The following is a 24,837-nucleotide window of genomic DNA, read 5'->3' as shown; positions in this document are numbered from 1 at the left end:
TTTTCAAAAGCAAAACCTGTAAATCAAGCCATTAAGCCAAAAAGCGTTAAAAAAGAGCGCAAAAAGGCGTGACAGATTTGCAACAGTGTTTAGCTGCAACTGAACTGATGTTCAATTATTTGAGGGGTCGGTTCCAGGTCGTAGGCATTTTGACGGAAAATCCGGCTTTGATTAGTATTTCTTCCTTTTTACCCGTGGAAAGGGTGCCTTTTACGAGTCGATGCAGATAGGTGCGCCGGTGGGCTAAGGTGTAGCCACAGCGGAGCCAGGTGGCCAGGTATTCCTCACTGGTGAGTAGTCGCTTCAGGGCTAGATCGGTGGTAAGTGCTTTTGCCATAAGGAGCAAGATAACGCTTTTCGGTCGGTTGATGTCGTTTTTTGCCCCGCTCCACGGTGCCAATTTGCTGCCCACTTTGAAGCTACTGGCACCAATGTCGAAACCAAACACGCAACGTTATGTAACCCCTTCCACTCCGGCTATGCTTTCCTGGAAGGAAGCCGTAGCTATCATCGAAACCACCGATCACCGGGGCGTACCGAAACCTTTCTCGATCACCTTCTGTACTGCCGACCAAAACCGGGGCACTGGAGGGGAGATCATCCGCTATGCGCGGGCCGTCTGGTACGTCCCCGGAGGTCGTGTAAAAAAACTATCTGACCAGCCAGCCAGCGAACGCGATCCGGTGGATGCACCCCGAAACTTTCACCGCAACATTCAGGCGGTGGACTCCAACCAACCGCGCAAGCTGCACCTGCACCTGATTTTAGCCATTAACGGCCACGACATACGATGAAAGAAGCCGTTCAAGACACCGTAATAAAGTACGACAACACGGGCCGCGTTGGGTACCTGCCCGCCATCCATGCCGTGGTTACTGGGCTACCCGCCATCAACGCCCGGCCTGATTTAGCCCTGATGGGTGCCCGCCCCACTGAGCCGGTGATCGAGCGGATGCACTCCCCCGGCGATGACCAGCTCATTTACTGGGGCGATGGCAACGATTTTCCGCAGCGCATTATCGAATTAGCCAGTAAGAACACTGTGATCCCCCAGGCGCTGAACGACAAAGCGGCGCTTTGGATCGGAGGCGGTGTTTTTGCGGCTGCCGATGAAGATTCGGATGTACCCATCAAAGGGAATAGCCCGGTCGATCTAAAGATTCGGGCGTTCCTGAAGAACATCACCACCAAGCGCTACCTGCTGGAAGCCACGCAGGACATTGCCTGGTGGGTGAATGCCTTCCCGGAATTTATCCTCTCGAAAGACCGCTCCGAGATTGTGCAGCTGCACAACAACGAAACGCCGTATTGCCGCTGGGGCCGCATGAACGAGCGGACAGGTGCCCTCGATACGGTGTATATCAATGCCAACTGGCCCCAGGCACGGGCTACCGATGCCACCACCACCAAACTCCCGGCCATCAACCCCTACCAGTATGACCGGGTGGATGCCGTCCGTAAAGGCAAAGCCTTCAAGTACATCTATCCGATTTCCTTCCCATCACCAGGTAAGTCCTATTACCAGCTCGCGGCCTGGGATTCGGCCCGCTCATCGGGTTGGCTGGAAGGTTTAGCGGCCATTCCTGAGTTCAAGAAGTTTGCGCTGCAAAACCAGATGACCCTGAAGTATCACATTCAGATACCGGAGGAATACTGGGAGCGGGTGTATGGCGAGCGCTGGACAGGCGGCAGCACCGACGAAAAGATGGCCATTCGGGACGGCTTCCTCAGTGCCCTGATGGATCGGCTGACCAACATCAAAAACGCCCATAAGGGTGTGATGACCGATACCTGGTATGATGCCGTGGCCGAGGAACACGTCGGCATCAAGATCGATGTCTTGAAAGACAACCACGTTGAAGGGAAATTCAACGATGACTATTCGGAGGGGATTGCCAACCTGCTCTACGCCCTGGGCGTCGATCCAACCCTGTTTGGGTTTGCCTCGGATAAACTGGGTGCCCGGTCGGGTGGGTCCGACAAGCGGGAAGCCTTCTGGATTTTCGTCAGCAAAGCCAAGCCTTACCGGGATCGCATCCTGGAACCCCTGCAATTCGCGGCGGAATACAATGGCTGGACAAAACACTACCCGGACTTAACGTTCAAATTTCGCGATACCCTGCTCACCACCCTGGACACGGGCCATTCAACCGCCAAACAAGCCTCATGAAGCTCTTAATCCACGATACCGACCTGCTCCGGGAGTACGTCACCATTGGCGATCTGCACTACTCCAGCATCGCCCCTCACTTGCGCCAGGCTCAGCTGTTTGTGGGTCGATTTGTGGGTTGGGGCTTGATTGATACGCTGGCCACGGCGTTCAAACAGGCATCACACACCAAATCCGACCTGAGCGAAGCCAATCAGCAGCTACTGGATTATGTCTGTGTGCCTATCGCCAACATGGCGCTATTGACCTACGCAAAAGCGGTGAACGTGAACATTGGCGATTTTGGCGTGAGTCGCAACACCACCGACACCGCCAAAGATGCGTTTGAGTGGCAGTTTAAAGACGTGACCGCGCAGTACCGACAGCTCGCCTGGGATGGGCTGGAGCAGCTGCTGCAATTCCTGGAGAGTAACATCGCCACCTACAGCGAGTACGGCAACGGAATGCACTTTCGGGAAGCGTCCAAATACCTCATTCATTCGGCCCAGCTGTTTTCGGAATACTTTTTCATTCGGGAATCCCGCCTCATTTTCTGGAGCCTGTGGCCGAGCCTGAAGACTGCCGAAAAGACCATTATCCGGCCCGCTTTGGGCGATAACTGGGCGGCGCTACAGGGCAATGATCTCAGCGTTTCGCAGGAGTTGCAACTGGACATGATCCGCCGTGCTCTGGCGTATGCCACAATGGCCCAGGCGCTGGAAGACCGGATTGTGGATGTCAACGAGCAAGGCGTTCAGGTGCTGGGCTGGGCCGATACGGTCGAATACCGCACGGAAGCCTCGGACGAACGCATCACGCGGGCCATCGCCAGCCATCGCAGCAAAACCAAACAGTTCATCGAGCTGTACAAAAAAGCCGCTACCCCAACGACCCCAGACGCACCCACGGGACACCGCCCAACGGGTGACGCCATCGTATTTTTTTAACCCCCTGATCATGAAAAAAGAAATGACCTTCCAGCGCGTGCTGGTATCGCTCCAGCTGCTGATCATTGTCCTGTTGGGCCTGATGACCACGCTATGCTTTCAGTCCTGCGACCAGAAGCCACGCCCCAAAGCGGTGACCACCATTGTCCTGCCGCCCTCTTTTTCCGACACCCTGCTGCTCCGGGCTGAAGAAGCCCGCAACCGGGTCATTATCCTCCGAAAGCGTAACAACCAAACTGTTGATAACTATGAAAATGCGCGCGTTACTTACGACAGCATTACTGTTGACCTCCCTTAGCCTGGTCTTTGCCCAGGAAGTGCGGCCCCTACGCCAGAAAGACCCGTTCCCGTTCGCTCAGGGCGTGGCCATCAATCAGCCTACTTACGAGCTGATCAAAACCAAAATAGCGGCGGCGGATGAGCTGAGCAAACGTTCCAAAAAGGCGGTTGATAGCCTCAAAGCGGAAATTGCGGGACTGGACACTGCCCTGGCTGCCCAACGGCGTTTTGGCCAGCAGCGGAGCCAGGAATACACCGATCTGGCGGGCCGTTATCACACCGCCCGCGATGCGTTGGAACTCTCCGAGGTCGATCTGAGACTGGCCACCAACAGTCTGGACGCGCTCAAAAACCTGCTGCCGCGCCGGTACCGGAAACGGGTGCTCCAGCCAGAGCAGCTGAGCCTGGTCTACGATGAATACCTGAGCGGCCTGAGAAAACAGCGGTGGCAGTTTGGGGCGGGTGGTGCGTTGCTGGGTGTGGCGGGTTTAATCATGTTGCTATGAAACTGACCCTCAAACGCACCGACCTGACGGGCACCTACACCGGCGGCATTCTGGAGGTGCGGGCCGACGACGACACGCTGCTGATGCGCTGCCACACCCTGGAAGATCCCGTTCGGGAAATCGAGCCGGGCGGCAAAGGGAAAATCCACGGGAAAACCGCCATTCTGGTGGGGGTCTACCGGGTGGTGCTGAGCTTTTCCAACCGCTTTCAGGTGGTCATGCCGGAACTGTTGGAGGTGCTTTATTTTGCCGGAATACGCATTCACGTTGGCAATACCGTTGTCGATACCGACGGTTGCATTCTGGTCGGAGAAAACCGGTCCGGGAGCTTCCTGGGTAATTCCAAAAAAGCCTACAAGCGGCTCATGGTGCACCTGAATGCCGCCCACAAAAAAAAGGAAAAAGTATTTATCACCGTAACGTAAAAAGACATGGAATTTTTCACGCCAGAACTCTTGCTCAAGGTATTTGAAACGTCCATTTTATCGGGCGTCTTATTGATTTTTCTGACCATCGTCTGGAAATACCTCAAGCAAAAAGACGAGCAAATGACGGCCACCATGCTGGGCCACAACGAACAAACCATTAAGCTGGTCCGGGAGCAGAACGACGCTCAGCTGACGATGCAACGCGACATGATCCACGGGCAAAACCGCTCGACAACAGCTATTGAAAAGCTCACCGAATTGACTGAATTGCAGCGTATTGAGGGAAAGCAGATGCATAAGGAGCTGCTAACAAAATTACGTCCCCTGCCTCGAAACGGTAAAGCAAAACTTCAGGATGCACCATTTACAGCTAAGAGCGCCGAAGCGTAGCAAAAGCTTCACCGGCCCCCAATCCTGGGAGGAACTGACCCCAAAGCAGTTCCTTCAATTCATGCGCTGGCAGCTCACCCTCCAGGCGAGTCTGGAAGGGCAGATTGTCCTGCTTCAGCTCTGGTACCGGATTCCGGGGCGCTGGCTCCAGCGGCTGGACGGGGAAAAGCTGACGCGTTTACTCAAACTCCTCGAGTTCCTGCACCAGCTGCCCACGCGCTGGATGATGTCCCGGCTTTGCCTGGGCTTTCGCACGTACGTGGGTCCGGGGGATAACCTGGAGTGCCTGACGTTCGGGGAGTTTATGTTTGCCGAAGCCGCCGTTTCGCGGTACCGCGCCGGTAAAAACCGGGAAGACTTGGCCGAGCTGGCCGCTGTGCTGTACCAGCCCCGTGCCCTTCCCTGGCAAAAGGAAAGTGACGGCAAGCGGGCGGTATTCGACCGGCGCAGGCTGGAAGGGGCCAAGAAGCGGTTTCTGCGGCTTTCGGATGCGGTTTTGCACGGCATTCTGCTCAATTATACCGGCTGTATGGAAGCCTTCCCGGTGCAATTTGAGTACCTGTTCAAGCGAAGCGATGAAAGTGGGGGCGCTTCCGGCACCTGGTTGGATGTGGGGCTGAATCTGGCGCGTAACACGGGTGCCCTGGGCACGTTTCAGCAGCTGGAGCAGACCAACCTGTTTTTAGTCCTGCCCACCCTGGACAAGATGATTCAGGAATCCGAAGAGTTTAAAACCAATCTGGAGAAAAAGTAATGAAGGATTTCAACACGTTCTACCACCAATACGGCGAAAGCCTGGCCACGCGCCTAACGGCCATTGCTCACCGCGACAATGCCCCCGCTTTTGTGCTAGTGGATGATGTGAGTAATCCCCGCCAGGTTCAGGAGGCTTCCCGATCCGAACTGAAAGTGGATAAAAATATACTGATTTGGGAGGACTTTCTGGATCAGGTCACCAACGCCGGACGGGATAATTACCACGCCGAAATCTCCGGCAGTTTTGCCGTGATTCGTAAGGCCCAAAATAATCGGGAGGCCAAACTGGAAGCCAAACAAATCTGCCGGACGGTGGCCATGAAAGTACTGGCTCTGATGCTGAAAGATGCCCTGTGTGGACCGCTTAATGAAAACACCATTCAACTCGACCTGCAAAGCGTTCCCGGTGAGCCGATCACCATGCTGGGCGATGGCTGGGTAGGCCGGGGTTACTCGTTTACCTGGCAGGTACCGATTTCGCTGCTGCTTAGCCCGGACGACCTGTTTTAGGTCGGTTGATGTCGTTTTTTGCCGACCCCTATAGGCCCAATTTTGGAGCATGGGGGTAACGATTTTAGAACAACCGGATCAATTTGCACTGACCAAAGGGGGCCGTACGAGCTACGTCTTTTCCGGTAATGCGCGTACGCTGCTGGTCGGCACCAAAGCGGTATCGAGCGTTGGCTTTGGCGGGCCGGTAGCCGACGGGGACATTGTGCATTTGTTCTGGAAAGGGCGCAGCCTTCAGCTCATTGCCCGCGATACTCCCACCGAACCCCACGAGTTCCCCACGGGCAACGGTGATCCAACCTACATCACCGGCATCCTGCCGTATTTCCGGGATTATTACCCCATCGAAGAAGATTTCATTGTTCATGATGCCGGGTTTCAGCTGATTTTTACGGCGCGTCAGCCCGGACCTACGTACAACCTGGCCCCGCGCACGCAGGGCACCATCGTCGTGGCTAATCCCACGGCGGGCGTTGATCCCGTTAAGCGTGAGCGCTACAGCGTGTACGTGCAAGTGTATTGCCAGAAAATTGGCTCTTCCGACTTTAAACGCATCTGGGACGGCCCCCTCGAATTTGACGACCAAGACCAGACCCGTATTGACCTATCGGGAACCCTGCACAGTGAGCTGGAGGCGGATTTGCCGTACTGGAATGCCGTGCAGCCAAAACTGTGCACGGCCAGCGCACGGGCGTATTACATCCGCTATGGGGAAGCCTGGGGCGAACCGGCCAACATTGGACGCCTGACCCAGCATACTACCAAATACGCCTACTGGGGCGGTCTGCCCTACGAGCTGAAGGGCAAGGTGCAGCTCATTGATCTGATCCGTCCGAGTGCGGATGCCCCGGAGCAGGATCGGGCGTTGCGCCTGGGGCCATCTACCCGCTACGTCCGCGTTGATGAACCGCAATACTTGTCGTTTCTGGCCCTGCGCGGGGAAATCACCTTTTCCTTTCTGGAGGTCACCATGACCTTTGACGACGATTCGACCCGCACGCGTATTGATTTGCTGCCTGGTTTGAGCATTCCGGCCTACGCCAAAGCGGTATTCCCGACCGGTGTCGATGAGCTGGGTCTGCGGCTTAATACGCCCCAGGGACGCCTGCTGAAGGAGTACACTGTCCAGCTGAAAAATGCCTTTGGTTACTGGTCGAAAAAGTACCGGTATATCGTCGATTACCGGCAACAGCCGTACGTGCGCTATCTGGCATACGTCAACAGCTTTGGGGCCATTGATACTGTCAAAACGCACGGAAAAGGCTCGCTGGAGCTGGATGTTTTCCACGATCAGGCGGAGCAGTACCTGCCCGCCAATTACGAGCTATCCGACGGGCAATTCGTCGAGTACAACACAGCGGTGCAGCAGCGTCTGGAAGTGGCCACGGGATGGCAAAATGAGCCAGTACTGCGGCTTTTTCACGACTTCTACCGCTCCCGCCAGCGCTGGCACCTGCTCCCGAATCGACAGTTTCCGATTGGCCTGCTCAGCAAGTCGATCAAGCAGAAAAAGGACGGGGACACCACATTCGCCCACAAATTCGAGATCGTGTACCTGTTCCAGGACGAATTTCTCCACCAGGGCGAACTCACGGACGGGGATGTATTGCCCCCACCAGGTACGCAGGTAGCGGGGAACGTATCGGTGCAACCTGCCGAAACCGTCTTTGCGCGGGATAATACCGTGCCCGAAGTGGCCCGCACACTAACGCCGGGGGATGTCAATAACTGGAACCAGGCGTTTGGCTGGGGCAACCACAGCCTGGCGGGCTACCTCACCCAGCAAACGGCCAGCACCCTATTCGCTACGAAAGGCCATGCTCACTCTTTCAATGACTTGACCCATAAGCCAGGCTTGGACGGTATCGCTGCCCTGGGCGCGGAAACGGGCCGGAAGCTAGGCATGGCAGGACTTATCATTTTTAAACGTAAAACAAATGGCTAACGAACGAGCGGGTGAAATCACCGGCGATGAAGACGGCAATCTGGAGTTTATTGTCGATCTCTTTGGGACGATCATGCGAATGCTCATCAACGGGCGTGTGGAGTTTCGCAAGGAAATCCAAGTACTGGGCAATATGCTCATGCTCTACCAGGGACAGGGCGGCCTACTCGGCCAGACCCGGGACAAAGACGGCAAGCTCCGCAACCGCTGGAGTCTGGGTAACTACGACGAAACCGATACGTCGCGTTTCTGGAATGAAGTAGAAGGCACCGGGGCCGTCATGAAAGAAGGCGGGGCGCTGGAGCTGTTTGGCCGGCCTTATTTTAGTTACCTGCAACAGGTATCGGACGGTATGGTTGGCGGGATTGGGTACCGTGTGAATGGGGGACTCTACGAGCCGCTGGCCCTAACGCCCAAGCAGCTGGCGACGATGATCCTGCCCCAGCTCAATGGGCAGGATTTGTTCGACGTGATCGCGCCGTTTATTCCCGAGGCCGTCAATGAAGTGGCTGGTCGGCCCCCTTTCATCGAGTCGATCCAGGTAAGCCGCGCATCGACCGGCCAGACGAGTCTGTGGGCTGTCTCGAACCTGCCCGCCGAACGGGTAAAAATGAAGCTGGTGCGCGTCGATGGTGCGCCCATGTCCTGGGTGGGTGATGATGAGCCGCTACCACCGGGTGCCGTTGGGCCAGGTTCCAGCGGGGTCTGGATGCCCGTCAGTAACCTGTGGACCGAAAACAAGCCTAACCTGCGGCGTCCGCTTAATCCGTCGGCTACTACCACCGGCATTCCGTCCAATACTCCCATCTGGGTGTATATCCGCGATGAGAATGCCAAAACCACCGTCTATAAATTCAAGGTGGTTATTCCCAGCGCCGTCGATGGGATTCAGGTGCTGCCGGTGGACGGGAACAGCGGTGAGGGGCCGGGGCCATCCAAGCCCTACGCCAACAAGCCCATTGCGGCCATGTCGTTTCAGGTGGGTACGCCTAAATCAACGGTTGTGCCGGCAGATACGGTAATTAGTTCGCTGGCGGTAACCGTCAGCGTTGACGCATCGACGCCTTTGCCCACCGGGGTAACCTTTGATGCATCCGTGGGTACCTACGGAGCCTTTACCGGCAACATCAGTCAGCCTTTCCCCACCACTCCCATAACCCTAAATTTCACCAATTCGGCGGGCACCACGGCGGTAAGCTTCTACATGCAGGGCTTTGGGGGCGATGTGATTGAGTGGATCGATGTTGCCTGGGCCGGAGGCGGCTCAAAAGTGGCCTACCTCTTTACCCGCATCAAAACCACCACGAATCTGAACGCGCCGCACATGCGCTTTCTGTTCCGGGGTCTGGGAGGTGATTCCTACGACTACAATACCGATTATTTCGTAACTGAAGCCGTGGCCAATAATGCATTGCCGCTGAATACCCTCAATCACGCCAATATTCTGGAATATACGGGCTATCCGGCCCAGTACTACGTCCCCCAGGGGGCGGGCTGGTTCATGGGCTTCCGGGATGCGTTGCAGAATCAGACTCACACGCCCCAGCTCCCGGCCACGATCTGGGTAAAACGGGGTGATGAGATCATTCAGTTCGATATCCCCAGCCGGGTGGGCATGAGCAACCAGAAAGACTTTGTGCGCTATTACCCGGTCTACACCGAGTACGTCAACCACTACAACAGCCTGGGTGGTAATGCCGAGGGAAATACGGACCAATCGTCGCCGGTGTTAGTTCCCGAAGTTGGCGGGCCGAACAATGCCCCGGTGCGTCAATCCCAGACGGTTTTTCTGACGGCCTATACCGGGGTGGCTACGCCCTTTGATTTTCCCGCCGACCGTTTTAGCGATTCGGATGGGGACTCGCTCACCTGGGGCGTGGAATTTTCGCCGTTTGGTGACGGCAACTATGGCCCGCTCCCTGCCTGGTCAAGCTTCAATGCTTCGACCCGCCGCTGGATGGTGACCCCACCCAGTGAAGGAACCTACTACTTCCGTCTGAAGGTAGACGACGGGCGCGGTGGCGTGGCCTACGATCCTTTCCCGCTTAGTGTATCCAATCAACTATCATCTTAATACGACTCACCGATGAACCGTAAAATCTGGTTTCTTTCCCTCTTATACGCCCTGCTGGCCACTGGCCTGACTGTCGATGCCCAGTACACGATGCGGCTAACGGACCCCGTGGGGCAAAGTCAGACTCCCCCGCCGGGGTACAACCGAGTCTACGTAATTAACCCCAATCCGCACGATAGCCCCGTGCTAGACCTGTCGGTACCGGCCAACCATAAATTTGTCATTTATAATTTCTGGACCAAATCCCAGGTTAAGACCGGCCCCAACGGCTGGAAGTACGTCGATGACTGGCGCAACTACGGCGGCGACCGCAGCTGGGTCATTCGGCAAAACGCCTACATCCGGGATTCCTACCGCCCGGATGTACCCATTGTGGCCAAGACCCTGACGGGCAACGGCACGACTGGCCTTTTACTGCCCCTGTTTGAAGAGTGGTACCTGCGTTCGGAGGGGCAGCTGGCAGTACACGGGAAAAACGCACCGCCGCTTACGTCCGCCGAAAAAGCCGCGCTGGCCAACAAAGTCTTTGGCGGCTCGATTCTGGATGGTAAAGCGACGAATCAGGAGCTAAAAGACCGGGGCTGGAAATTCTTCGAGCTACGAACGGCGGGCAACCGGATGAGTGGACTGGACTGGGAAACCGAGCTTTACTACATTCCCAATGGCGAGGAGTTTTCGTCGTATATCGGCCACGCGCCTTATACCGGACCGGTGATCTGGCCACCCCACGCGGCTCCGACCTGGGAACAGGGCGTGCAGGCAGCCAATGCCGGGGTGAACAGCATTCCGCACGGCCTGTTTATCGAGCAGACGTCCGAGGCCAAAAATCCCGCCCATGCCAGTCCCGTTCTGGGGCCGGGCAACCTGGCCTATAACTACACCATCCGGCAAAAATACCCCAATAAGATCAATACCTCGGGCTACGGCGAGAACGTGCAGCTGCCGGTACCCAACGAAAACTACCTGCACCCGGACTTTCGGCATTATTACATTGGCAATGCCCGGAAGATGCCCAACGGCGATGACGACCCGTTTTTCAAGATTCGGTGGAACAACCAGAGCTTTCATTCGGCGGGCATTACACCGCTGAACCAGCATTACGCCGATGATCCGGGGGACCCGGATTTTACGGTCAAAACGCTCTTTAAACTCGAAGTCAAAAAGAAGCAGACGCCGGATCGCCCTGCTCTGCTCTTTATGTGGCCCTGGTGCGAAACCCCCGACGATAATTCACGCTGGGGCAGTACGCAGTGGGATTTAAAAACAACCAGCCCCGGGGGCAAGGTCCGGTACGTGGCGGGAATGATTCCCGACATCATCGGCATTGAGCTTTGTTGGGTCGCGCACATGATCGAAGGCGGGGGCGGGCTGCTCTGGAGTGACACCAACAACCACATCGATGACCCCAACAAAATTGGGGCGGCGTGGGAACCCAGTCATACCTGGTGGATGCCCAATTCGTCCCAGAACAGCAGCTTCCCCTACGTTCCCGATGGGCAACCCAGCCGCCCCCGTTTTCCCTACATTGGGTACGATGCCGCTTACGCGGGCGTTCGCAAAGCCGCCAAGATCCTCGCCCACTTAGGCACGGACCAGGTGACGGCCCGGCACGCCACCTGGTCGTCGGGAGGAGTCGTGTACGCGGCTCCGGCAGACGGGACGGGGCTGTTGCAATCGGCCCATTACCGCCGTCCGATTGTGAAAATTTACTCGGGTAACGGCAAGCTGGCCGTGGTAGCCTGCGATTTGTTCTGCTCCGCCGGTGCCCGCAAGACGATCACCGTGGAGCTGGGCAACGACAAGACCATCGACATTCCCCTGGAAGGCAATGCCATTCACGCCGTGCTGGTGGGTGCCAGTGGCAGCGCAGTTACGCCGCCGGTGGTGGTCAATCCGCCGGTGGTGAATCCCCCGGTGAATCCGCCCACGGGTTCGGTTAGTTCGTTTGCGCTGCCTCAGATGGCCCTGACGTACTACCTGAACAACAATAATGTTGGTGAGCATACCAGCGCCCTGACGCAGTTCAAGAACGCGGCTACGGATAACGGAGCGCATCCTGAAATCAAGTGGGGCGCGGCCCTGAGTCAGTTCTGGCATAACTGGGAAACGTCGCCGGGGGTGTGGAACCAGGAACGGGCTACGCAGCTGAAGGGCATTATGGACTGGGCGCAGGCCAACGGCGCCAAAATGGGTTTCCGGCCCGTGTGCCTGCGAAATTACCACGAAAAAGGAAGCTTTCTGACCGATGATCAGTGTCAGCGGGATTGGCGCGGTAACATTTCCGTGGGTCTGCTTCGGTCTGTGGAGCATTACGAGTACAGCGTGCAGGCGCTCACTAATGCGGGCGAACTCTATAACAACAGCAACCCTGCCGTCCGGGCGCGTTACACCTATGTCAAGCACCTGGCGAACCTGCTCAAACCGTACTACTTATCGGGAACGTTAACCTACGCCTTGCTGGGAGCGGGTCAGAACGAAGAAAGCAACCTGGCGGGTGATCTGGGTCAAAGTCCGCCTTTATACTCGGATTTCCACGAAGTAGTCCGGCAAGGCTACGTGTCGTATTACAACCTGCCGGGGGGTACCCAGCTGCCGCAAGTCAATGAGGGCAACGCCTGGAGTGCCCTGACCCAGCAGGCCAACCGCCTGTTTACAAACTACCGGACCTACACCCTGGGCCATGCCCTGCTGCTTCAGGCCGTGGCCATTTACGAGGTCATGCCCGGTCTGCCGATTTTCATCGACGTAGGCCAGAGCGTTGAAGGCGGCGGGGTATTCGTTGGTTCCTGGAACACGCCGGAACTGCTTCAGATTGTGCGTTCGGGGCTGGCTTCCCGCTTCCCTGGTCAGACCGTCCGGGTGTACCTCAAAAAGAACCCGGCGCCGAGCTATAACATGACCTTCGATGGGGCACTGGCGGCGGCGCATTCGCTATCGGCTAACGATCCCGAAGCTCCTTCCGCAACCGAACAGGATTATTACACTGCTTCGTTGCAAGGAAATAACGGGTTGGTTGATGGCAGTGAAGGCGGGTACCAGATGGCCCAGAAAGCCGTGGCCGCCGCCAAAGGAGCCGGGGGGCAACACATTACGTTTTTGGCTCAGTGCCAGGATCAGGATGGCGGTTCATACCCGGGCGCTGCCTGGAACCTGGCGCTGGAGACAGCCCGTCAATACGCCCGGATGGATAAGGTCACGGGTCGAAAATCAGGCCAGCCTACGCACACCTACACCTACGATCCCAACACGCACCTGAACGCCTCCGACTTTAAGGGCGACCTCATAAACTGGTACAACCAGAATGGACAGCCTCGTTTTCGCTTTATCAAATCCACGCAATAATGGCAGTAGTAAGCTCAGAGCCGGAAAAACTGGAATCGAAGATTTACAACCGGCGACCCTACAAACAGCCCTTCCGTTTCGACGGAAGGGTTCCCCCCACCGATTTCGCAGTAAAAATGCTGCTCCCGGACGGCAGCGAAATGCCTACCGACAGACAGCCCGAAGTGACCCAGGAAGGGCCGTACTTCTACGTCGAATTTAACCTAGTTCAGGTGGGGAAACTCTCCGACAAGCACCGGGCCGAAATATTCTGGGATGGCACCGTGCAGGCAGATTGGCGGTTCAGACCTACCGATTCGGGTAGCAATTCCAGCAATGCGACTGCTCCCCTGATTGAAATCAAGCAGATCAACGCCGTTCAAGAAATTGTCATCAAGCCGCTTGACCAAAAGCTCATCGAAGCGGCAAACGAAGCTGTGATAGCTGCACAGCAAGCTCAGGCGGCCATCGGAGCAGTCGTTGTTCTGGTGGAAGAAGATGATACAACCTTCACTCTGGCGACCGGCGCAGGGGTGAGAGTTACTGATGAGCCAGAAGGGCAGTTATATCCATCATTTATAATTGAATTTTAGCATGGCAGACAAAAAAACATTAGTCGGGCTTAAGCCAGAAGCTGTTGGCATCATCCGGCAGGAATTAGAGGATGCCGTCGCCCTGGATCGGGAAGCTGTAGACATGGCTGCCCAGCAGGTGGAACAAAAACGTCAGCAGGTAGCGGCTGATACCCACGCAGTCGATTTGGCTGCGCAACAGGTGGAACTTAAACGCCAGCAAGTGATCCAGGAAGCGGCCCGGGTAGAAGCCTTAGTTGGTCGTTATACCATCGCCATTGATAACAAAAAGAATGGCGATGAAGTGATTACTAACCTGGGGACGATGCTGTTTTTACCCATTCGATTTAAAGAAGCTTCGGGGAAGATCGTTGATGGTTTAGGTTTAACTCCTAAAACAGTTAATACTGCCACCTTTATTGCTCCGCCCGTACGTAATCCAGAAGACCAGACACCCTATTTTTTCACCGGCACCGCCACCGTAATCGCCTACGCGGAAGATTAATCAAATCACCATGAAAAAGAACCTCTTATTCTTCGTTTTCCTACTTTCAACGACGCTAAGCCTTGGCCAGGCTCGCACGGGCGTCCCAATCGCTGAGCCGGGCCAGAAAGCAACTTCGCCGGGTCTATACGATTTTTCCGTACCACGGGGTACGATCCGGCCCAAACTTTCACCCACAACAGGGTCAGATATCTTCCTGGTACCTGACAAGCAATTACAGGATAGCTTAGCGGTAGTCAGGCAACGTTTAGCCGCCAAGGCGGATTCAGCAAGTTTTGTTAAACGCGAAACAGGCAAAAGCCTGTTCCCCTCGGCGACACAAGGACCTTTTCCTTCGTCTGCTTTTACGGCGCTGAACCAGGCAAGCCTTCAGGGGTTCATCAATAGCCAGTTTGGGTTGCCCCGCGTATTAGAAATTGATCGCAGTATTGCTGTTGCATCAAACCTGACAATACCCGCCAACATTTCACTAAAATTTTTGCCTAATCAGCAAATCGTTATCCCTGCGAACGCAACATTGACCGTTGAAGGAGTGATAGAGGCGGGTGACTACCAGATTTTCGGGGGGATGGGTAACGTAAAAATCACGGCCCAGTCGGCCAGGCTTGATTGGTTTGGCGGCCAGTCAAGCGTTCCAACGGAGGTGAATACAGCATTCAACAGAGCTCGGTATGCCGTAAGAACGGAAGGGGTCGAGACCAATGGAAGCGGCGGGGTTTTGTATCTGTCTGCGAGGGTTTACACATTTGCTACTAAAATAGAACGTTTTCCCAATAATTTCAGGCTGATAGGGTCAGGAAAGAATAAAACGATAATTACGTGGTCAGGCACCTCCGAAGCTGCCTTTGATATCGTCAATTCGAATAATATTGGCGACAACCCCCTAACCGATGCGCAGGTATATACTTATGCCAACACCAGTCGGAAAAGCGACAAGTTTATCGATTTAAAGGACGCTGCGTGGGCGGCTGATTTTTCGCCGGGTGATATTGTAATGCTAAGAAATGGGGGGCATTACTATGACCAGGATTTAGGCGAGTTCAACGAGGTTGAAAGGATTTCGGGTAGTCGTCTATTTCTTAAGCACAATCTGGTAAGGAATCTGAGTACCGAGTATACCGAGTATTGGGGCGTATTAACCGCCGATATCGTTCAACCCGCAATTGGTGGGGATGTCGTTATTACCTCGGATTTTCTGCCGTCTGCTCCCACTGGCCGGATATACAGTATTGGTGAGAATATATACCGATTAAAGGCCATAGGATCGGGCAACGTCACTTTCACTAATCTAGGTAAAGGCTCAGCCGCTGAGGGAACGGTCATACCAGCCGGTTCTCGAATTTCCAAGGGTAGACAGGTCATCAAAGTGACCAATACAACCACGCGTAATTTCTACGCGGAAAACCTAACCATACAAAGCCCGTCAACGACGATTCCCACCATTCGCCTGCTACGGACTAACGGGAGTTATGGTACTACGTTCGTAAACTGTAAAATCGAAATCCATCCCAATACCCCAAGTACGGCCAACGCGTCGCTTTGGTTCACGGACAATGCCCACGTAAATACATTTTTAGATTGTGATTTTGTGGCTCCTCACTTGTTCAGTACGCAGATCTCTCGTTCTGCTACCCGGAGCTTGTATGAGCGGTGCAATTTCATCAACACCAAAATCGATATCTCTGAGTTTGCCAACACGGGCCTGTTCGACAAGTGTAAATTCTATTACAATAATACAGGGAGCCTGCCTACGGCCCAATTTATCAATATTGGTTCTACCAGTGGCTCCTTCACCTTCGAGGATTGCGATATCTATGCCTCGTGCGAAAGTAGTAACCCTACGCCGGTTTTTGGAACCGGTGAAATCCAGGGGCAACGAATCGGCGATACCGATTACCAGATCGTTAACAATTGTCGATTTTATGTAAAAAACGTGAATAGTGTTCTGCCTCAATGGGCACAGGGCTATTGGCGATACACCAATAACACGGTTAAAGGAAGTACGGTATTTTTGGGTTATCTGGGAGGTCTCAGCCCGATAAAAACTAAGGGCAATATGTATGAAGTGTCCGGTAATAAGTTCTTAGTTAGTATCCTGACAAACTCTAATCCCCTGCTAGGATTTAGCGAGAATGTAAATTTCAGCAACAATTATCTTGAGTTTTCTCCCCCCGAAAACTTTGCGGTATCGTCCTGGAACAAAAGACTGATTCAGCTCCAGGTACTTCTTTCGGAAGGCTCCCGGTTGATCATCAAGGATAATGAGTTTGTGGGCTTCCCGGTGACCGTAGACTTCTTAAATCTGAATGGTAACAAAATTGATTCCAGATTCGATGTTTCGAATAATGTATTTCGGAATAACCTGCCGGTTAACCAACCCATCGCCTCTACCTTCTTATTGACCTTGCGCGACGGCCGGACGGGGCGTTATAGCGACGAGCGCTTAACGAGTTCTTTGCAGAAAAATCCACAGACCGATCTGCAAAACTACCTGGACAATGTCGCTGATGCCGGAGGAGTATTGACCCCGGCGCAAATAAGCGCAGTCCGTCAGGTAATCCAGAAGGTGTATGCCCAGGGACTAAGAGAAAACATTTATTATCTGAGTGTTTGTGCCGGGGATGCCAAAGCCGCAAAAGTTCCTATTTGGGGCTGGGAGTTAGGGGGGAATTTATACGGTGTACGAACACCCAGAATTGGGACCTATCTCAATACGATGTCCGATTCTAATTATGACCCGCTGTATGGATGGACTGGGGGAACAGCGGGCCAAGGACTGTATGCCGTAAACGCAACCGATCTGGATGTGACCCAAGGCATCGGCCTGTTCGTGCAAATCACAAAGCCAGAAACAGTGACGGCCAATCGTAACTATATGGGTGCCTTTGGTTCTCTTTCAATTATATACCTAGCCAGGTTAAGGGGACTGGGTGCCGCAGAGATCGTCAATAATGCCTATCAGCCGGGCGTTGGGTTTATTTTCAGCGAACGGAATCAGTCAACCTTAACGCAGCTTAACTACCTCAATAGCGTCAACCATCAAGTGACGAACAGCACCTATGGCGGGGAGAACATGGCCAATACAACGGATCCTAATTCAAAAATAACCCTCCATACGCTGTCCGGAAACGCGTCTAATAACCCGCACAATAATGCGGCAATTGGAGCTTTTGGTATTACAAAAGGGACGCTGGGGCAAACCAAGGCCGCACAACTTCAAACGATTGTGAAAGAGTGCATGGTTGAACTGGGCAGACCCGTGCAACCATAAAGTGGATTGATGAATTTCAAAAAAGCCTCAATTTTTTCACCCCACCATGCTCGAAATCCGTAACCTGTATTCCCAAACGCTCCAGCTGCTCCCCGGCCCGCGTATCACCATCGAGCAAGCATCCATGCTCATGGCGGATGATACGTTGCCGGGTTCATTCAGCTATCCTATTTCCTTTCCGCTGAATGAGGCGAACAAACGCTTTTTGCAGTACGCCTACCGCCCGGATCGGTTAAAGCCCAGCATGGAGCTGCCCGTGCAGGTAACGCTTCAGGGGCATTTGTACCGCCAGTGTACATTTTCGTACCGGCTGTCCGATGGCAAAGGGGACGGGCATTTAAAGATTGATTCGGGCGAGTTGGGGGAAGCTTTCAGCAAGAAAAGCTTGCTGGAGGTGTTGACCGATGAGATTGACCTGGGCGTTCCCGTTACGGCCAACGGCCAGGCGGCGGTACTGGGTCTGTCCACCCGGATGCGAGAGATTGCGGAGCTGGCCCCTGGCCAGTTTCCGCTTACCTTTTTTCCGGTAAAAAATTTGGGCTTCATGGAGCCTAGCACGGAGTTCAATTCATCGAAATTACCCGGCTACCAACCCCGTCCGTACGTCAATACCTTTCAGAATGGCACCTTCTGGGCCGATACGCAGACTGCACTGGGTTACCACGTCGTTCCGTTCTTTTATCTGTCCTACATCATGGAGCGGCTGCTCGCCGGTGTTGGGTATCGCATGACCGGCGAGCTGGCTACCGATCCCGAATTTCAGCGCCTGTGCATCCTGAACATGACGGCCATGCAGAGCGGGCGGCGGATCGACCGACCGTTCCGGGTTAAAACGGGAATGCATTTGCCCGAAATGTCGGCAGGGGATTTTCTGAAGGCGATCCGATCCCGCTACGGACTGTTGTACAACTTCAACGCCAACACCCGTGAATGCCGGATTCAGACGTTTAAGACGCTCAGCCGTCAGCCGCGCCTGGTTGATGTGTCCCCGTTTCAGCTCCAGGGCTACGGCATCGAGGAACCTTCCCTGAAGGGCTTTAAGGTGCTGGATTACATCGACGACGCTGACACGTTGTTTCAGGATGCAGGCAAGCAAGTCGAGCCAACGCCCCAGCTGGTGGGCCTGGCTAAGCAGGAAATCAAGCTCCAGGCCGGTGCACCAAAAATGCTCCGGGAGCTGAGCCTGGCCGGGAGTCAGTTTGTGGCCGATGCGTTCTGGAACCTGCCCCAGGTGAATCAACCCGGCAACCTGGTTGACCCCATCTACCGCGAATCCGCCCGGTATCTGGATGAACAGGGCAACCGCCGTAACAAGGTAGGCTTGCGGCTGGTCACCTACCAGGGCTTTCAGGCGGACACCAAGAATCAACCCTACCCATTCGCTACGTCCGACTTTTCTCAGCTGGAGGGTTATTACGGCGTTTGGCGGCGCTTCCTGCGTCCGTATTATTTCTTTCGGGATAATACCCAGAAAGTCACTCAGTCCCTTCGTTTGCCGGTTTCGCGCCTGGCTGATCTGGACAACAACAGCCGACTCGGTTTGCGCCTGGAAGATGATATTCTAGCGGGCTACCTGCCGGGCAAGCTCCAGTTTGAAGCCGGGGCGGCGGATCAGCTCCTGGTGCGGTTGGAAGTGCAGACGCTGCCGTCTGATCTGGAAAGTCAGGGGGGCTACAACAAGCCCTACGAAGGGGAAATCTGGGTGCGCCTCGATGTGCTTACCAAAAACATGGAATCGGGTGTTTCGGGCAACGAAACGTACACCCGCCAGAAGGCCGATCTGGCGCTTACGTTCTGGGCGGATCGGGAAGCCACCAGGCCGCTGGAGGCCAGTGCGCTGCCAGTGAACATTGAATTTACCACCCGCGAAGCCCTCACGGGTACGACGGTTTCGGTGGTGCAGGTCACGGCCACGGGGCATGAGTTTATGGCCTTTACGGATTACACCATTTACCAGTACAGTGTGGAAACGGCCACTGGGCAGGTACGGGATGATTACAGCGTGGAATTTAACGTCGTGCCAGGTGATGGCTACTACCCTCTATGGACTACAATAGTTTAGATATCAACGAAAAGATCAACACCAAAGCCGTGCTTTCGGCCTGGGCTAAATATTCGGTTGATCACTTTAAAGAAGAACTTCAGGAGCACGTTTACGGGCGTAGGATGCGGAAAGGCAACCGGCGCAGTGGCCAGCTCAAACGCACCTGGTACCAGGCAGCGAGTGACGACCGCGTGGTAATGAATTTCCTGCTCTATGGCCGCTTTCTGGACATGGGCGTGGGCTTTGTCAAAGCCAAAGGGCGCAAAAAAGTCAAAGGCTTGACCGTGACCCATACCGACCGCATTGTGGCCCGTCAACTCAAAGAAGGCAGAACAGGCCGCACCCGCCGCCCCTGGTATTCTAAGCGCAAAACCTACGAAGTAAAACGGCTCCGGGAAGAGCTGGCCAGGCTCCACGTCACCATTCCCCTGGAAGCCCTCGAAAACACGCTTTCTATCCGCGTCAACGTACCCTTGTAACTCTGTAACGATGTCAACGCAAAATGAAAAGGCGGTCATTGACCTGGTGGTGAATGGCCGTCAATCTGAAACCTCCCTCAAAGAAGTGGCCACCGCCGCCGTGAATGCCCGTAAGGAGCTGAACAAAATGCGGGAGGCCGACGATCCGAAAGCCTACGCCGAAAAGCTGAAGCAGGTACGGCTGCTGAACCAGGCCCAGCGTGAAATGACGGGCCGGATCAATGAAACCGCCAGTGCCTGGGACCGCTTCAAAAAGAATGCGGGCAGCACCCTAACCGGTATTGTAGGGGGCAACCTGATCACCTCGGGACTTCAGCAGCTGGTGGGCATTATCCCCATGATGGTCGATAAAAACATGGCGTTAAAAGATTCCTTTGCTGATATCGAGAAATCCACCGGCATGTCAGGGAAAGAAGTCGATGCGTTCAACGAAAAGCTGAAAAAAATCAATACCCGGACGGCTACCAAAGACCTGCGGGATATTGCCGTGGTGGGTGGTCAGTTGGGTGTGGCCACGGCCCAAATGGAAGGCTTTGTCGAGAATGCTGACAAAGCATCCGTTGCCCTGGGCGATGAGTTCGGCAGTGTGGAAGAAGTAGCCAAAGCCACGGGAACGATGGCCAAGCTGTTTAAAGAAACGCGGGATCTCGAAATCGGTCAATCCATCAACGATATCGGTTCCGCCCTAAATGAGCTGGGCGCTCAGGGATCGGCAACCGCTCCCGTTGTGTCCGACTTTACCATGCGCATGGGTCAGCTCGGTGACCTGGCACCGAAGATTGCCGAAACGATGGGATTAGGGGCAGCTCTTCAGGAGCTGGGGCTATCTGCCGAAATCGGGGCCGGTGGGCTTTCCAACATTCTGTTGACCGCCGCCAAAGACACGGGCATCTTTGCCCAGCAGCTGGGGATCACCGAGAAGGAAATGAAAGACCTGATCAACACCAACCCCAACGAATTTCTGCTTCAGTTGGCGGACAGTTTGAAGGGCGTACCGGCTGATCAGCTGGCTAAACGGCTCGACGACCTGGGCATTAAATCGCAGGAAGCGACGAAGGTGATGAGCCTGCTGGCCAACCAAACCGATTTTGTGCGCCAAAAGCAAGACCTGGCTAATCAAGCCATGATCGACGGTACGAGTTTGACCAACGAGTTTAACAAGAAAAACCACGACTTAGCCGTGAATCTGAAACGGCTTTCGGAGTGGTTTGATGACCTGCTGACTGGCCAGGGAATGCGTAGCTTTACCGCCGCCATTGTGGGCGCGACAACCAGCCTGCTGGGCCTCAATGATGCGTCTCAGGATTCTGTCCGTGAGTTTAAAACCACCCAGGGCGAAGTGAAAAAGCTGGAGTCTACGCTGAATCCGTTGTTGACCCGGTACGATGAGTTGAAGAAAAAAACCAACCTATCGAAGGGCGAACAAACCGAGATGAAAAAGGTATTGGGGCAGATCGTGCAGATCGTGCCGTTGGCCGCCAATGAGTTTGACAAATACGGCAACATCATTGGCGTGAGCACCACCAAAGCCAGGGAGTTCATCGAAACCCAAAAGGCGATGATGAAATACCAGAATCAAAACGCCATCGACGAAACCAGTAAAAAGCTCAATAACCTGCGCAGCCAATACGGGGAAGTTGACCAGGCTATCCGCACCGGCCAAAAAGAGGTTGGCGCTATTTCTGCCGACGATATCGCCACCACGCACAAGTTGACCAATGAGGAAATGAAGCAGGCGCTGGAGCGTCGGAAAGCGATCGGCAAACAGATTGTCGAATCCAAACGGCTTTTGGGTGGTCTTCAGGGAGATTACCTAGACCAGGCAACCACCTCTAAAACAGAAAACGCACCGGCCACCGGCACGGGCAAGCCAGGCGGATCAGCGACCGCTAACCCGGACAAGATCAATACGGGTAAAAAAAACAAATCTAATAAGCTTAGTCAGGAACAGAAAGACCTGAATGAGTTGAATAAGCTTCTGGAGAAAAGCCGTCAGGAGAACTTGGAGGACGCGGGCGATGCCTACCAAAAAGAGCAAATTCAATTCGGTTTCAAGTACAAAAAGATGATTGAACTGGCTCATGGCAATGAGGCGAAGATTGCCGAGATCAGGGAAGTCATGTACAAAGAACTGGAACAGCTTCAGAATAAGCATAACGAAATCGAATGGAAACAGACCGTTGCTCAAACTGAGAAAGAACTGGAATGGGAGAAGAAAAGCCAGTTGGCCGATATCAGTAGTACAGCCTCTAAGGCTGATCAGCTGAAGCAGGAGTATGCCCTGGAACAACAGCATTTGTTTGCGTTGTTAACCCTGCACGCTGATAATGAAGAGAAAGTTAAGGAGCTTCGGGCGCAAATCCTGCTGAACGAAAAGACGTTTAACCAGCAGCGCAGAGATCAGGACATTCAGGATAAGGATGCTCAGCTGCAACGCGAACTCGATTTGAACCTGAATCGGATTGATCGAGCCGATTTCAGGAATGGCGACATTGATGATGTATTCCGGGATGAAGAACGGTATGCAGCCAAAAAAGAAAGCCTGGAAAAGTTGCTGGCTCTGTATCAGAATGATGCCACGAAAAAGCGGGAAATCGCGGATCAGCTGGCAAAGCTGGAACTGGATCACGATGAGCAGGTGCGGGCTAGCCGGTGGAATGCGGTCAATGAGGGACTGGAGGCCGCGAAATTCTTCTTCAAAGGCAACGTCAAAATGATGAAAGCCATTTACGTGGCTCAGCAGGCAATGTCGATTGGGAAGGTGTTGTTCAACCTGTACGAATCCATCTCTGACATCGTTGCCTTTTACAGTGGAATGGGGCCGTTAGGTACTGCGCCAATGGCCGCACAAATTGGGATAACCACAGCAAAAGCAGCAATGAACATTGGCCAGATTCGGGCGCAAAAGTTTGAAGCACCGGCCTTCGCAGATGGGGGTTTTACGGGTATGGTGGAAAGTAATCAAATTCCGTCTGGATATGTTGGCCGACCTACTTTTTTCAACCAGGGCAAACGCAGTTATATCGCTGGAGAGGCGGGGACGGAATTTATTCTCAGTAATGAATCCCTACGGAATCCCGTGGTTGCCGATCTAGCCAGGGCCATGAATGCGTTGCAGCTATCTGGCCAGATCAGGGGTTTGTCCTACAGCTCACAGCCAGCCAGTACCGGAGCTGGAGCCGCCACGGTTCAGCCGGTCATTGTTCCGCAAGGGGGTGTAGAGCAACGTTTGGATGTATTGATCAGTCACATCGATGCGCTGGCTAACCGTCCGATTGAGAACAACTATCGAGTGTTTGAAGAGTACGAAAACAGGGTTCAGGGAATCCGGCAAGAAACCAGCATTTAAGCCACATCCTGCGCATCATCGGGTTTTTGAAACAGTTTATCAAAAACCCGAATCTTTTCTTTCTTCCGTTTCTCCGATAAGTGCACATACTTCATCGTCGTTTCAATCTTGGAGTGACCCATATAATCCTTCAGGGTAACAACGTCCCCTCCTAGCTCAATGAACAACGTGCCAAAGGTGTGCCTGGCCGTGTGGGTCGTTACCTTGAAATCAATACTGGCATATTTGGTAACCTTCTTCAGGAGCCGGTTGGTGTACTGCTCTGAATAAGTATCAAACAGTTTGCCCAGCGACGTTTTCACCAGCGTTAAAGCCATTGGATGCAGCGGAATGCGGACTACCTTATGGTACCGTTTTGTTTTCTTGGGCATCAGAATCAACCACTCCCCTTTTATGTTTTCGTGGGTTACTGTCCGGGCATCTCCAATGCGCAGGCCGGTAAAGCAGGAGAACAGAAAATGCGTTAGTACCATCTTCCAGTTGTCCGGGGTGGATTTATCATTGTAAATAGCCAGCAATCCCATCAGTTGATCATCCGTCAACGCTTCAGGCATGGATTCATCGGACGCAATCTTCACGCGGGGGAATGGATTGGCAAATTTCTTGCCGTCGTCGAGTGCGCGGTAAACGTAGGTACGAATCCGGCGCAGGGCCGAATTAACTGTGGTGGGAATGTTGTCTTTATTGGTCTTCAGCCACGCTTTGTAGTTCTCCAGTAATTTGGGAGTTAAGTCACGAAAGAGCACCGGGTCTTTAAATTCCTTAAACTTAGCCAAGGCGGACTTATGAGTTTTGTAGGTGGCATACTCGATTTTCTTCCGCTTATACCGCTCCTTCAAATCCCGCTCCCACCAGCTCGTAAAACTTTCCCGGTTGTTAAACTCCGCGTACTCCTGCTTCAAAATTGGCAGGGTCAAAATCGACGATGAGAGCCGATACGTTTTAAAGATTTCGTTAATCTTTCCGATTTCGGTATCAATCATCAGCTTATAATCCGAATAGTCGTTGTCATTCTTCATCCGGGGCAGAATGGCTCCAGCTGCTTTATCAAAAAATTGTGCGGGCCAGTTCAGTTTTAGGGGCAATCGCTCCCATTCTCCATCGATGGAGACATAAATATAGAGCGGACAGGTACCATCTTTCTTTACGTACTCGCTTCTGATTATCAGTTTCTTAGAAAAATTCTGTGACTGTCCCATTCGGAAAAATTTGGCTAAATGTGTTCGGAAATACCCGGATAAATTCAATTCGGAAACGGTTCGGAAACGCAAAATGCCCCAAAACGAGCTGTTTTGAGGCATTTACCACTGTT

At 53.9% G+C, this 24,837-nt stretch carries 20 protein-coding genes; 18 read left to right on the top strand and 2 right to left on the bottom strand.

Features of this window, described 5'->3' with window-relative positions:
• Positions 1 to 115 precede the first annotated feature (115 nt).
• Entirely contained in the window at positions 116 to 337 is a 222-nt protein-coding gene (locus L0Y31_RS11640; RefSeq protein ID WP_234733237.1) for a hypothetical protein, read from the bottom strand.
• Positions 338 to 431: 94 nt separating this feature from the next.
• On the opposite strand from L0Y31_RS11640, the gene L0Y31_RS11635 reads away from it, so the two are divergent.
• The 18 genes from L0Y31_RS11635 (at position 432) to L0Y31_RS11550 (ending at position 23,525) form a co-directional block, all read left to right on the top strand.
• Positions 432 to 794 carry a hypothetical protein gene (locus L0Y31_RS11635; RefSeq protein ID WP_234733236.1) on the top strand — a complete coding sequence of 121 codons (363 nt, stop codon included), beginning with the start codon at positions 432 to 434 and terminating at the stop codon, positions 792 to 794.
• On the top strand, positions 791 to 2,170 hold the full coding sequence (locus L0Y31_RS11630) for a hypothetical protein (RefSeq protein WP_234733235.1): 1,380 nt from the start codon (positions 791 to 793) through the stop codon (positions 2,168 to 2,170). The genes L0Y31_RS11635 and L0Y31_RS11630 overlap by 4 nt, the downstream gene beginning before the upstream one ends.
• Positions 2,167 to 3,096 carry a DUF6712 family protein gene (locus L0Y31_RS11625; RefSeq protein WP_234733234.1) on the top strand — a complete coding sequence of 310 codons (930 nt, stop codon included), beginning with the start codon at positions 2,167 to 2,169 and terminating at the stop codon, positions 3,094 to 3,096. The genes L0Y31_RS11630 and L0Y31_RS11625 overlap by 4 nt, the downstream gene beginning before the upstream one ends.
• A gap of 10 nt (positions 3,097 to 3,106) precedes the next feature.
• Positions 3,107 to 3,394, top strand: coding sequence for a hypothetical protein (locus L0Y31_RS11620; RefSeq protein ID WP_234733233.1), 288 nt, complete (start codon positions 3,107 to 3,109; stop codon positions 3,392 to 3,394).
• Positions 3,351 to 3,881, top strand: coding sequence for a hypothetical protein (locus L0Y31_RS11615; RefSeq protein ID WP_234733232.1), 531 nt, complete (start codon positions 3,351 to 3,353; stop codon positions 3,879 to 3,881). The genes L0Y31_RS11620 and L0Y31_RS11615 overlap by 44 nt, the downstream gene beginning before the upstream one ends.
• Complete coding sequence (locus L0Y31_RS11610) at positions 3,878 to 4,306, top strand: DUF5675 family protein (protein ID WP_234733231.1); 429 nt, start codon at positions 3,878 to 3,880, stop codon at positions 4,304 to 4,306. The genes L0Y31_RS11615 and L0Y31_RS11610 overlap by 4 nt, the downstream gene beginning before the upstream one ends.
• Before the next feature lie 6 nt (positions 4,307 to 4,312).
• Positions 4,313 to 4,699, top strand: a complete 387-nt coding sequence (locus L0Y31_RS11605) for a hypothetical protein (protein WP_234733230.1) — start codon at positions 4,313 to 4,315, stop codon at positions 4,697 to 4,699.
• 61 nt (positions 4,700 to 4,760) lie between these two features.
• Positions 4,761 to 5,453, top strand: a complete 693-nt coding sequence (locus tag L0Y31_RS11600) for a hypothetical protein (protein ID WP_234733229.1) — start codon at positions 4,761 to 4,763, stop codon at positions 5,451 to 5,453.
• On the top strand, positions 5,453 to 5,965 hold the full coding sequence (locus L0Y31_RS11595) for a hypothetical protein (protein WP_234733228.1): 513 nt from the start codon (positions 5,453 to 5,455) through the stop codon (positions 5,963 to 5,965). The genes L0Y31_RS11600 and L0Y31_RS11595 overlap by 1 nt, the downstream gene beginning before the upstream one ends.
• Before the next feature lie 49 nt (positions 5,966 to 6,014).
• Complete coding sequence (locus L0Y31_RS11590; protein WP_234733227.1) at positions 6,015 to 7,910, top strand: hypothetical protein; 1,896 nt, start codon at positions 6,015 to 6,017, stop codon at positions 7,908 to 7,910.
• Positions 7,903 to 9,984, top strand: a complete 2,082-nt coding sequence (locus L0Y31_RS11585; protein WP_234733226.1) for a hypothetical protein — start codon at positions 7,903 to 7,905, stop codon at positions 9,982 to 9,984. Before L0Y31_RS11590 ends, L0Y31_RS11585 begins: the two co-directional genes overlap by 8 nt.
• 12 nt (positions 9,985 to 9,996) lie before the next feature.
• Positions 9,997 to 13,326 (top strand): hypothetical protein, encoded by a 3,330-nt coding sequence (locus L0Y31_RS11580; RefSeq protein WP_234733225.1) that lies wholly within the window; start codon positions 9,997 to 9,999, stop codon positions 13,324 to 13,326.
• Between the two features lie 140 nt (positions 13,327 to 13,466).
• Entirely contained in the window at positions 13,467 to 13,898 is a 432-nt protein-coding gene (locus tag L0Y31_RS11575; protein ID WP_234733224.1) for a hypothetical protein, read from the top strand.
• 1 nt (position 13,899) lies between these two features.
• Positions 13,900 to 14,382: a hypothetical protein gene (locus L0Y31_RS11570; protein ID WP_234733223.1), complete on the top strand. Its 483-nt coding sequence runs from the start codon at positions 13,900 to 13,902 to the stop codon at positions 14,380 to 14,382.
• Between the two features lie 10 nt (positions 14,383 to 14,392).
• The gene (locus L0Y31_RS11565; RefSeq protein WP_234733222.1) at positions 14,393 to 17,653 is read left to right on the top strand and encodes a hypothetical protein; all 3,261 of its coding nucleotides are present in this window, start codon (positions 14,393 to 14,395) and stop codon (positions 17,651 to 17,653) included.
• 46 nt (positions 17,654 to 17,699) lie between these two features.
• On the top strand, positions 17,700 to 19,715 hold the full coding sequence (locus L0Y31_RS11560; protein WP_234733221.1) for a hypothetical protein: 2,016 nt from the start codon (positions 17,700 to 17,702) through the stop codon (positions 19,713 to 19,715).
• Entirely contained in the window at positions 19,697 to 20,176 is a 480-nt protein-coding gene (locus L0Y31_RS11555; protein ID WP_234733220.1) for a hypothetical protein, read from the top strand. The genes L0Y31_RS11560 and L0Y31_RS11555 overlap by 19 nt, the downstream gene beginning before the upstream one ends.
• A gap of 10 nt (positions 20,177 to 20,186) precedes the next feature.
• A complete protein-coding gene (locus L0Y31_RS11550) occupies positions 20,187 to 23,525 on the top strand; it encodes a phage tail tape measure protein (protein ID WP_234733219.1) in 3,339 nt (1,112 codons plus the stop codon).
• On the opposite strand, the gene L0Y31_RS11545 is transcribed toward L0Y31_RS11550, so the two are convergent.
• Positions 23,522 to 24,724 carry a tyrosine-type recombinase/integrase gene (locus L0Y31_RS11545; protein ID WP_234733218.1) on the bottom strand — a complete coding sequence of 401 codons (1,203 nt, stop codon included), beginning with the start codon at positions 24,722 to 24,724 and terminating at the stop codon, positions 23,522 to 23,524. The two genes, L0Y31_RS11550 and L0Y31_RS11545, sit on opposite strands and share 4 nt — an antisense overlap.
• Positions 24,725 to 24,837 lie beyond the last annotated feature (113 nt).

Origin of the sequence: Tellurirhabdus bombi (genome assembly GCF_021484805.1) — a bacterium.
Classification (GTDB): domain Bacteria; phylum Bacteroidota; class Bacteroidia; order Cytophagales; family Spirosomataceae; genus Tellurirhabdus; species Tellurirhabdus bombi.
Note: the sequence above shows the minus strand (reverse complement) of the source record. Positions and strands in the feature narration are given on the sequence as shown.

Coding starts and splice junctions, on each gene's coding strand:
- L0Y31_RS11640 (WP_234733237.1), bottom strand. CDS start 337: ATGGCAAAAGCACTTACCACCGATCTAGCCCTGAAGCGACTACTCACC.
- L0Y31_RS11635 (WP_234733236.1), top strand. CDS start 432: ATGTCGAAACCAAACACGCAACGTTATGTAACCCCTTCCACTCCGGCT.
- L0Y31_RS11630 (WP_234733235.1), top strand. CDS start 791: ATGAAAGAAGCCGTTCAAGACACCGTAATAAAGTACGACAACACGGGC.
- L0Y31_RS11625 (WP_234733234.1), top strand. CDS start 2,167: ATGAAGCTCTTAATCCACGATACCGACCTGCTCCGGGAGTACGTCACC.
- L0Y31_RS11620 (WP_234733233.1), top strand. CDS start 3,107: ATGAAAAAAGAAATGACCTTCCAGCGCGTGCTGGTATCGCTCCAGCTG.
- L0Y31_RS11615 (WP_234733232.1), top strand. CDS start 3,351: ATGCGCGCGTTACTTACGACAGCATTACTGTTGACCTCCCTTAGCCTG.
- L0Y31_RS11610 (WP_234733231.1), top strand. CDS start 3,878: ATGAAACTGACCCTCAAACGCACCGACCTGACGGGCACCTACACCGGC.
- L0Y31_RS11605 (WP_234733230.1), top strand. CDS start 4,313: ATGGAATTTTTCACGCCAGAACTCTTGCTCAAGGTATTTGAAACGTCC.
- L0Y31_RS11600 (WP_234733229.1), top strand. CDS start 4,761: ATGCGCTGGCAGCTCACCCTCCAGGCGAGTCTGGAAGGGCAGATTGTC.
- L0Y31_RS11595 (WP_234733228.1), top strand. CDS start 5,453: ATGAAGGATTTCAACACGTTCTACCACCAATACGGCGAAAGCCTGGCC.
- L0Y31_RS11590 (WP_234733227.1), top strand. CDS start 6,015: ATGGGGGTAACGATTTTAGAACAACCGGATCAATTTGCACTGACCAAA.
- L0Y31_RS11585 (WP_234733226.1), top strand. CDS start 7,903: ATGGCTAACGAACGAGCGGGTGAAATCACCGGCGATGAAGACGGCAAT.
- L0Y31_RS11580 (WP_234733225.1), top strand. CDS start 9,997: ATGAACCGTAAAATCTGGTTTCTTTCCCTCTTATACGCCCTGCTGGCC.
- L0Y31_RS11575 (WP_234733224.1), top strand. CDS start 13,467: ATGCCTACCGACAGACAGCCCGAAGTGACCCAGGAAGGGCCGTACTTC.
- L0Y31_RS11570 (WP_234733223.1), top strand. CDS start 13,900: ATGGCAGACAAAAAAACATTAGTCGGGCTTAAGCCAGAAGCTGTTGGC.
- L0Y31_RS11565 (WP_234733222.1), top strand. CDS start 14,393: ATGAAAAAGAACCTCTTATTCTTCGTTTTCCTACTTTCAACGACGCTA.
- L0Y31_RS11560 (WP_234733221.1), top strand. CDS start 17,700: ATGCTCGAAATCCGTAACCTGTATTCCCAAACGCTCCAGCTGCTCCCC.
- L0Y31_RS11555 (WP_234733220.1), top strand. CDS start 19,697: ATGGACTACAATAGTTTAGATATCAACGAAAAGATCAACACCAAAGCC.
- L0Y31_RS11550 (WP_234733219.1), top strand. CDS start 20,187: ATGTCAACGCAAAATGAAAAGGCGGTCATTGACCTGGTGGTGAATGGC.
- L0Y31_RS11545 (WP_234733218.1), bottom strand. CDS start 24,724: ATGGGACAGTCACAGAATTTTTCTAAGAAACTGATAATCAGAAGCGAG.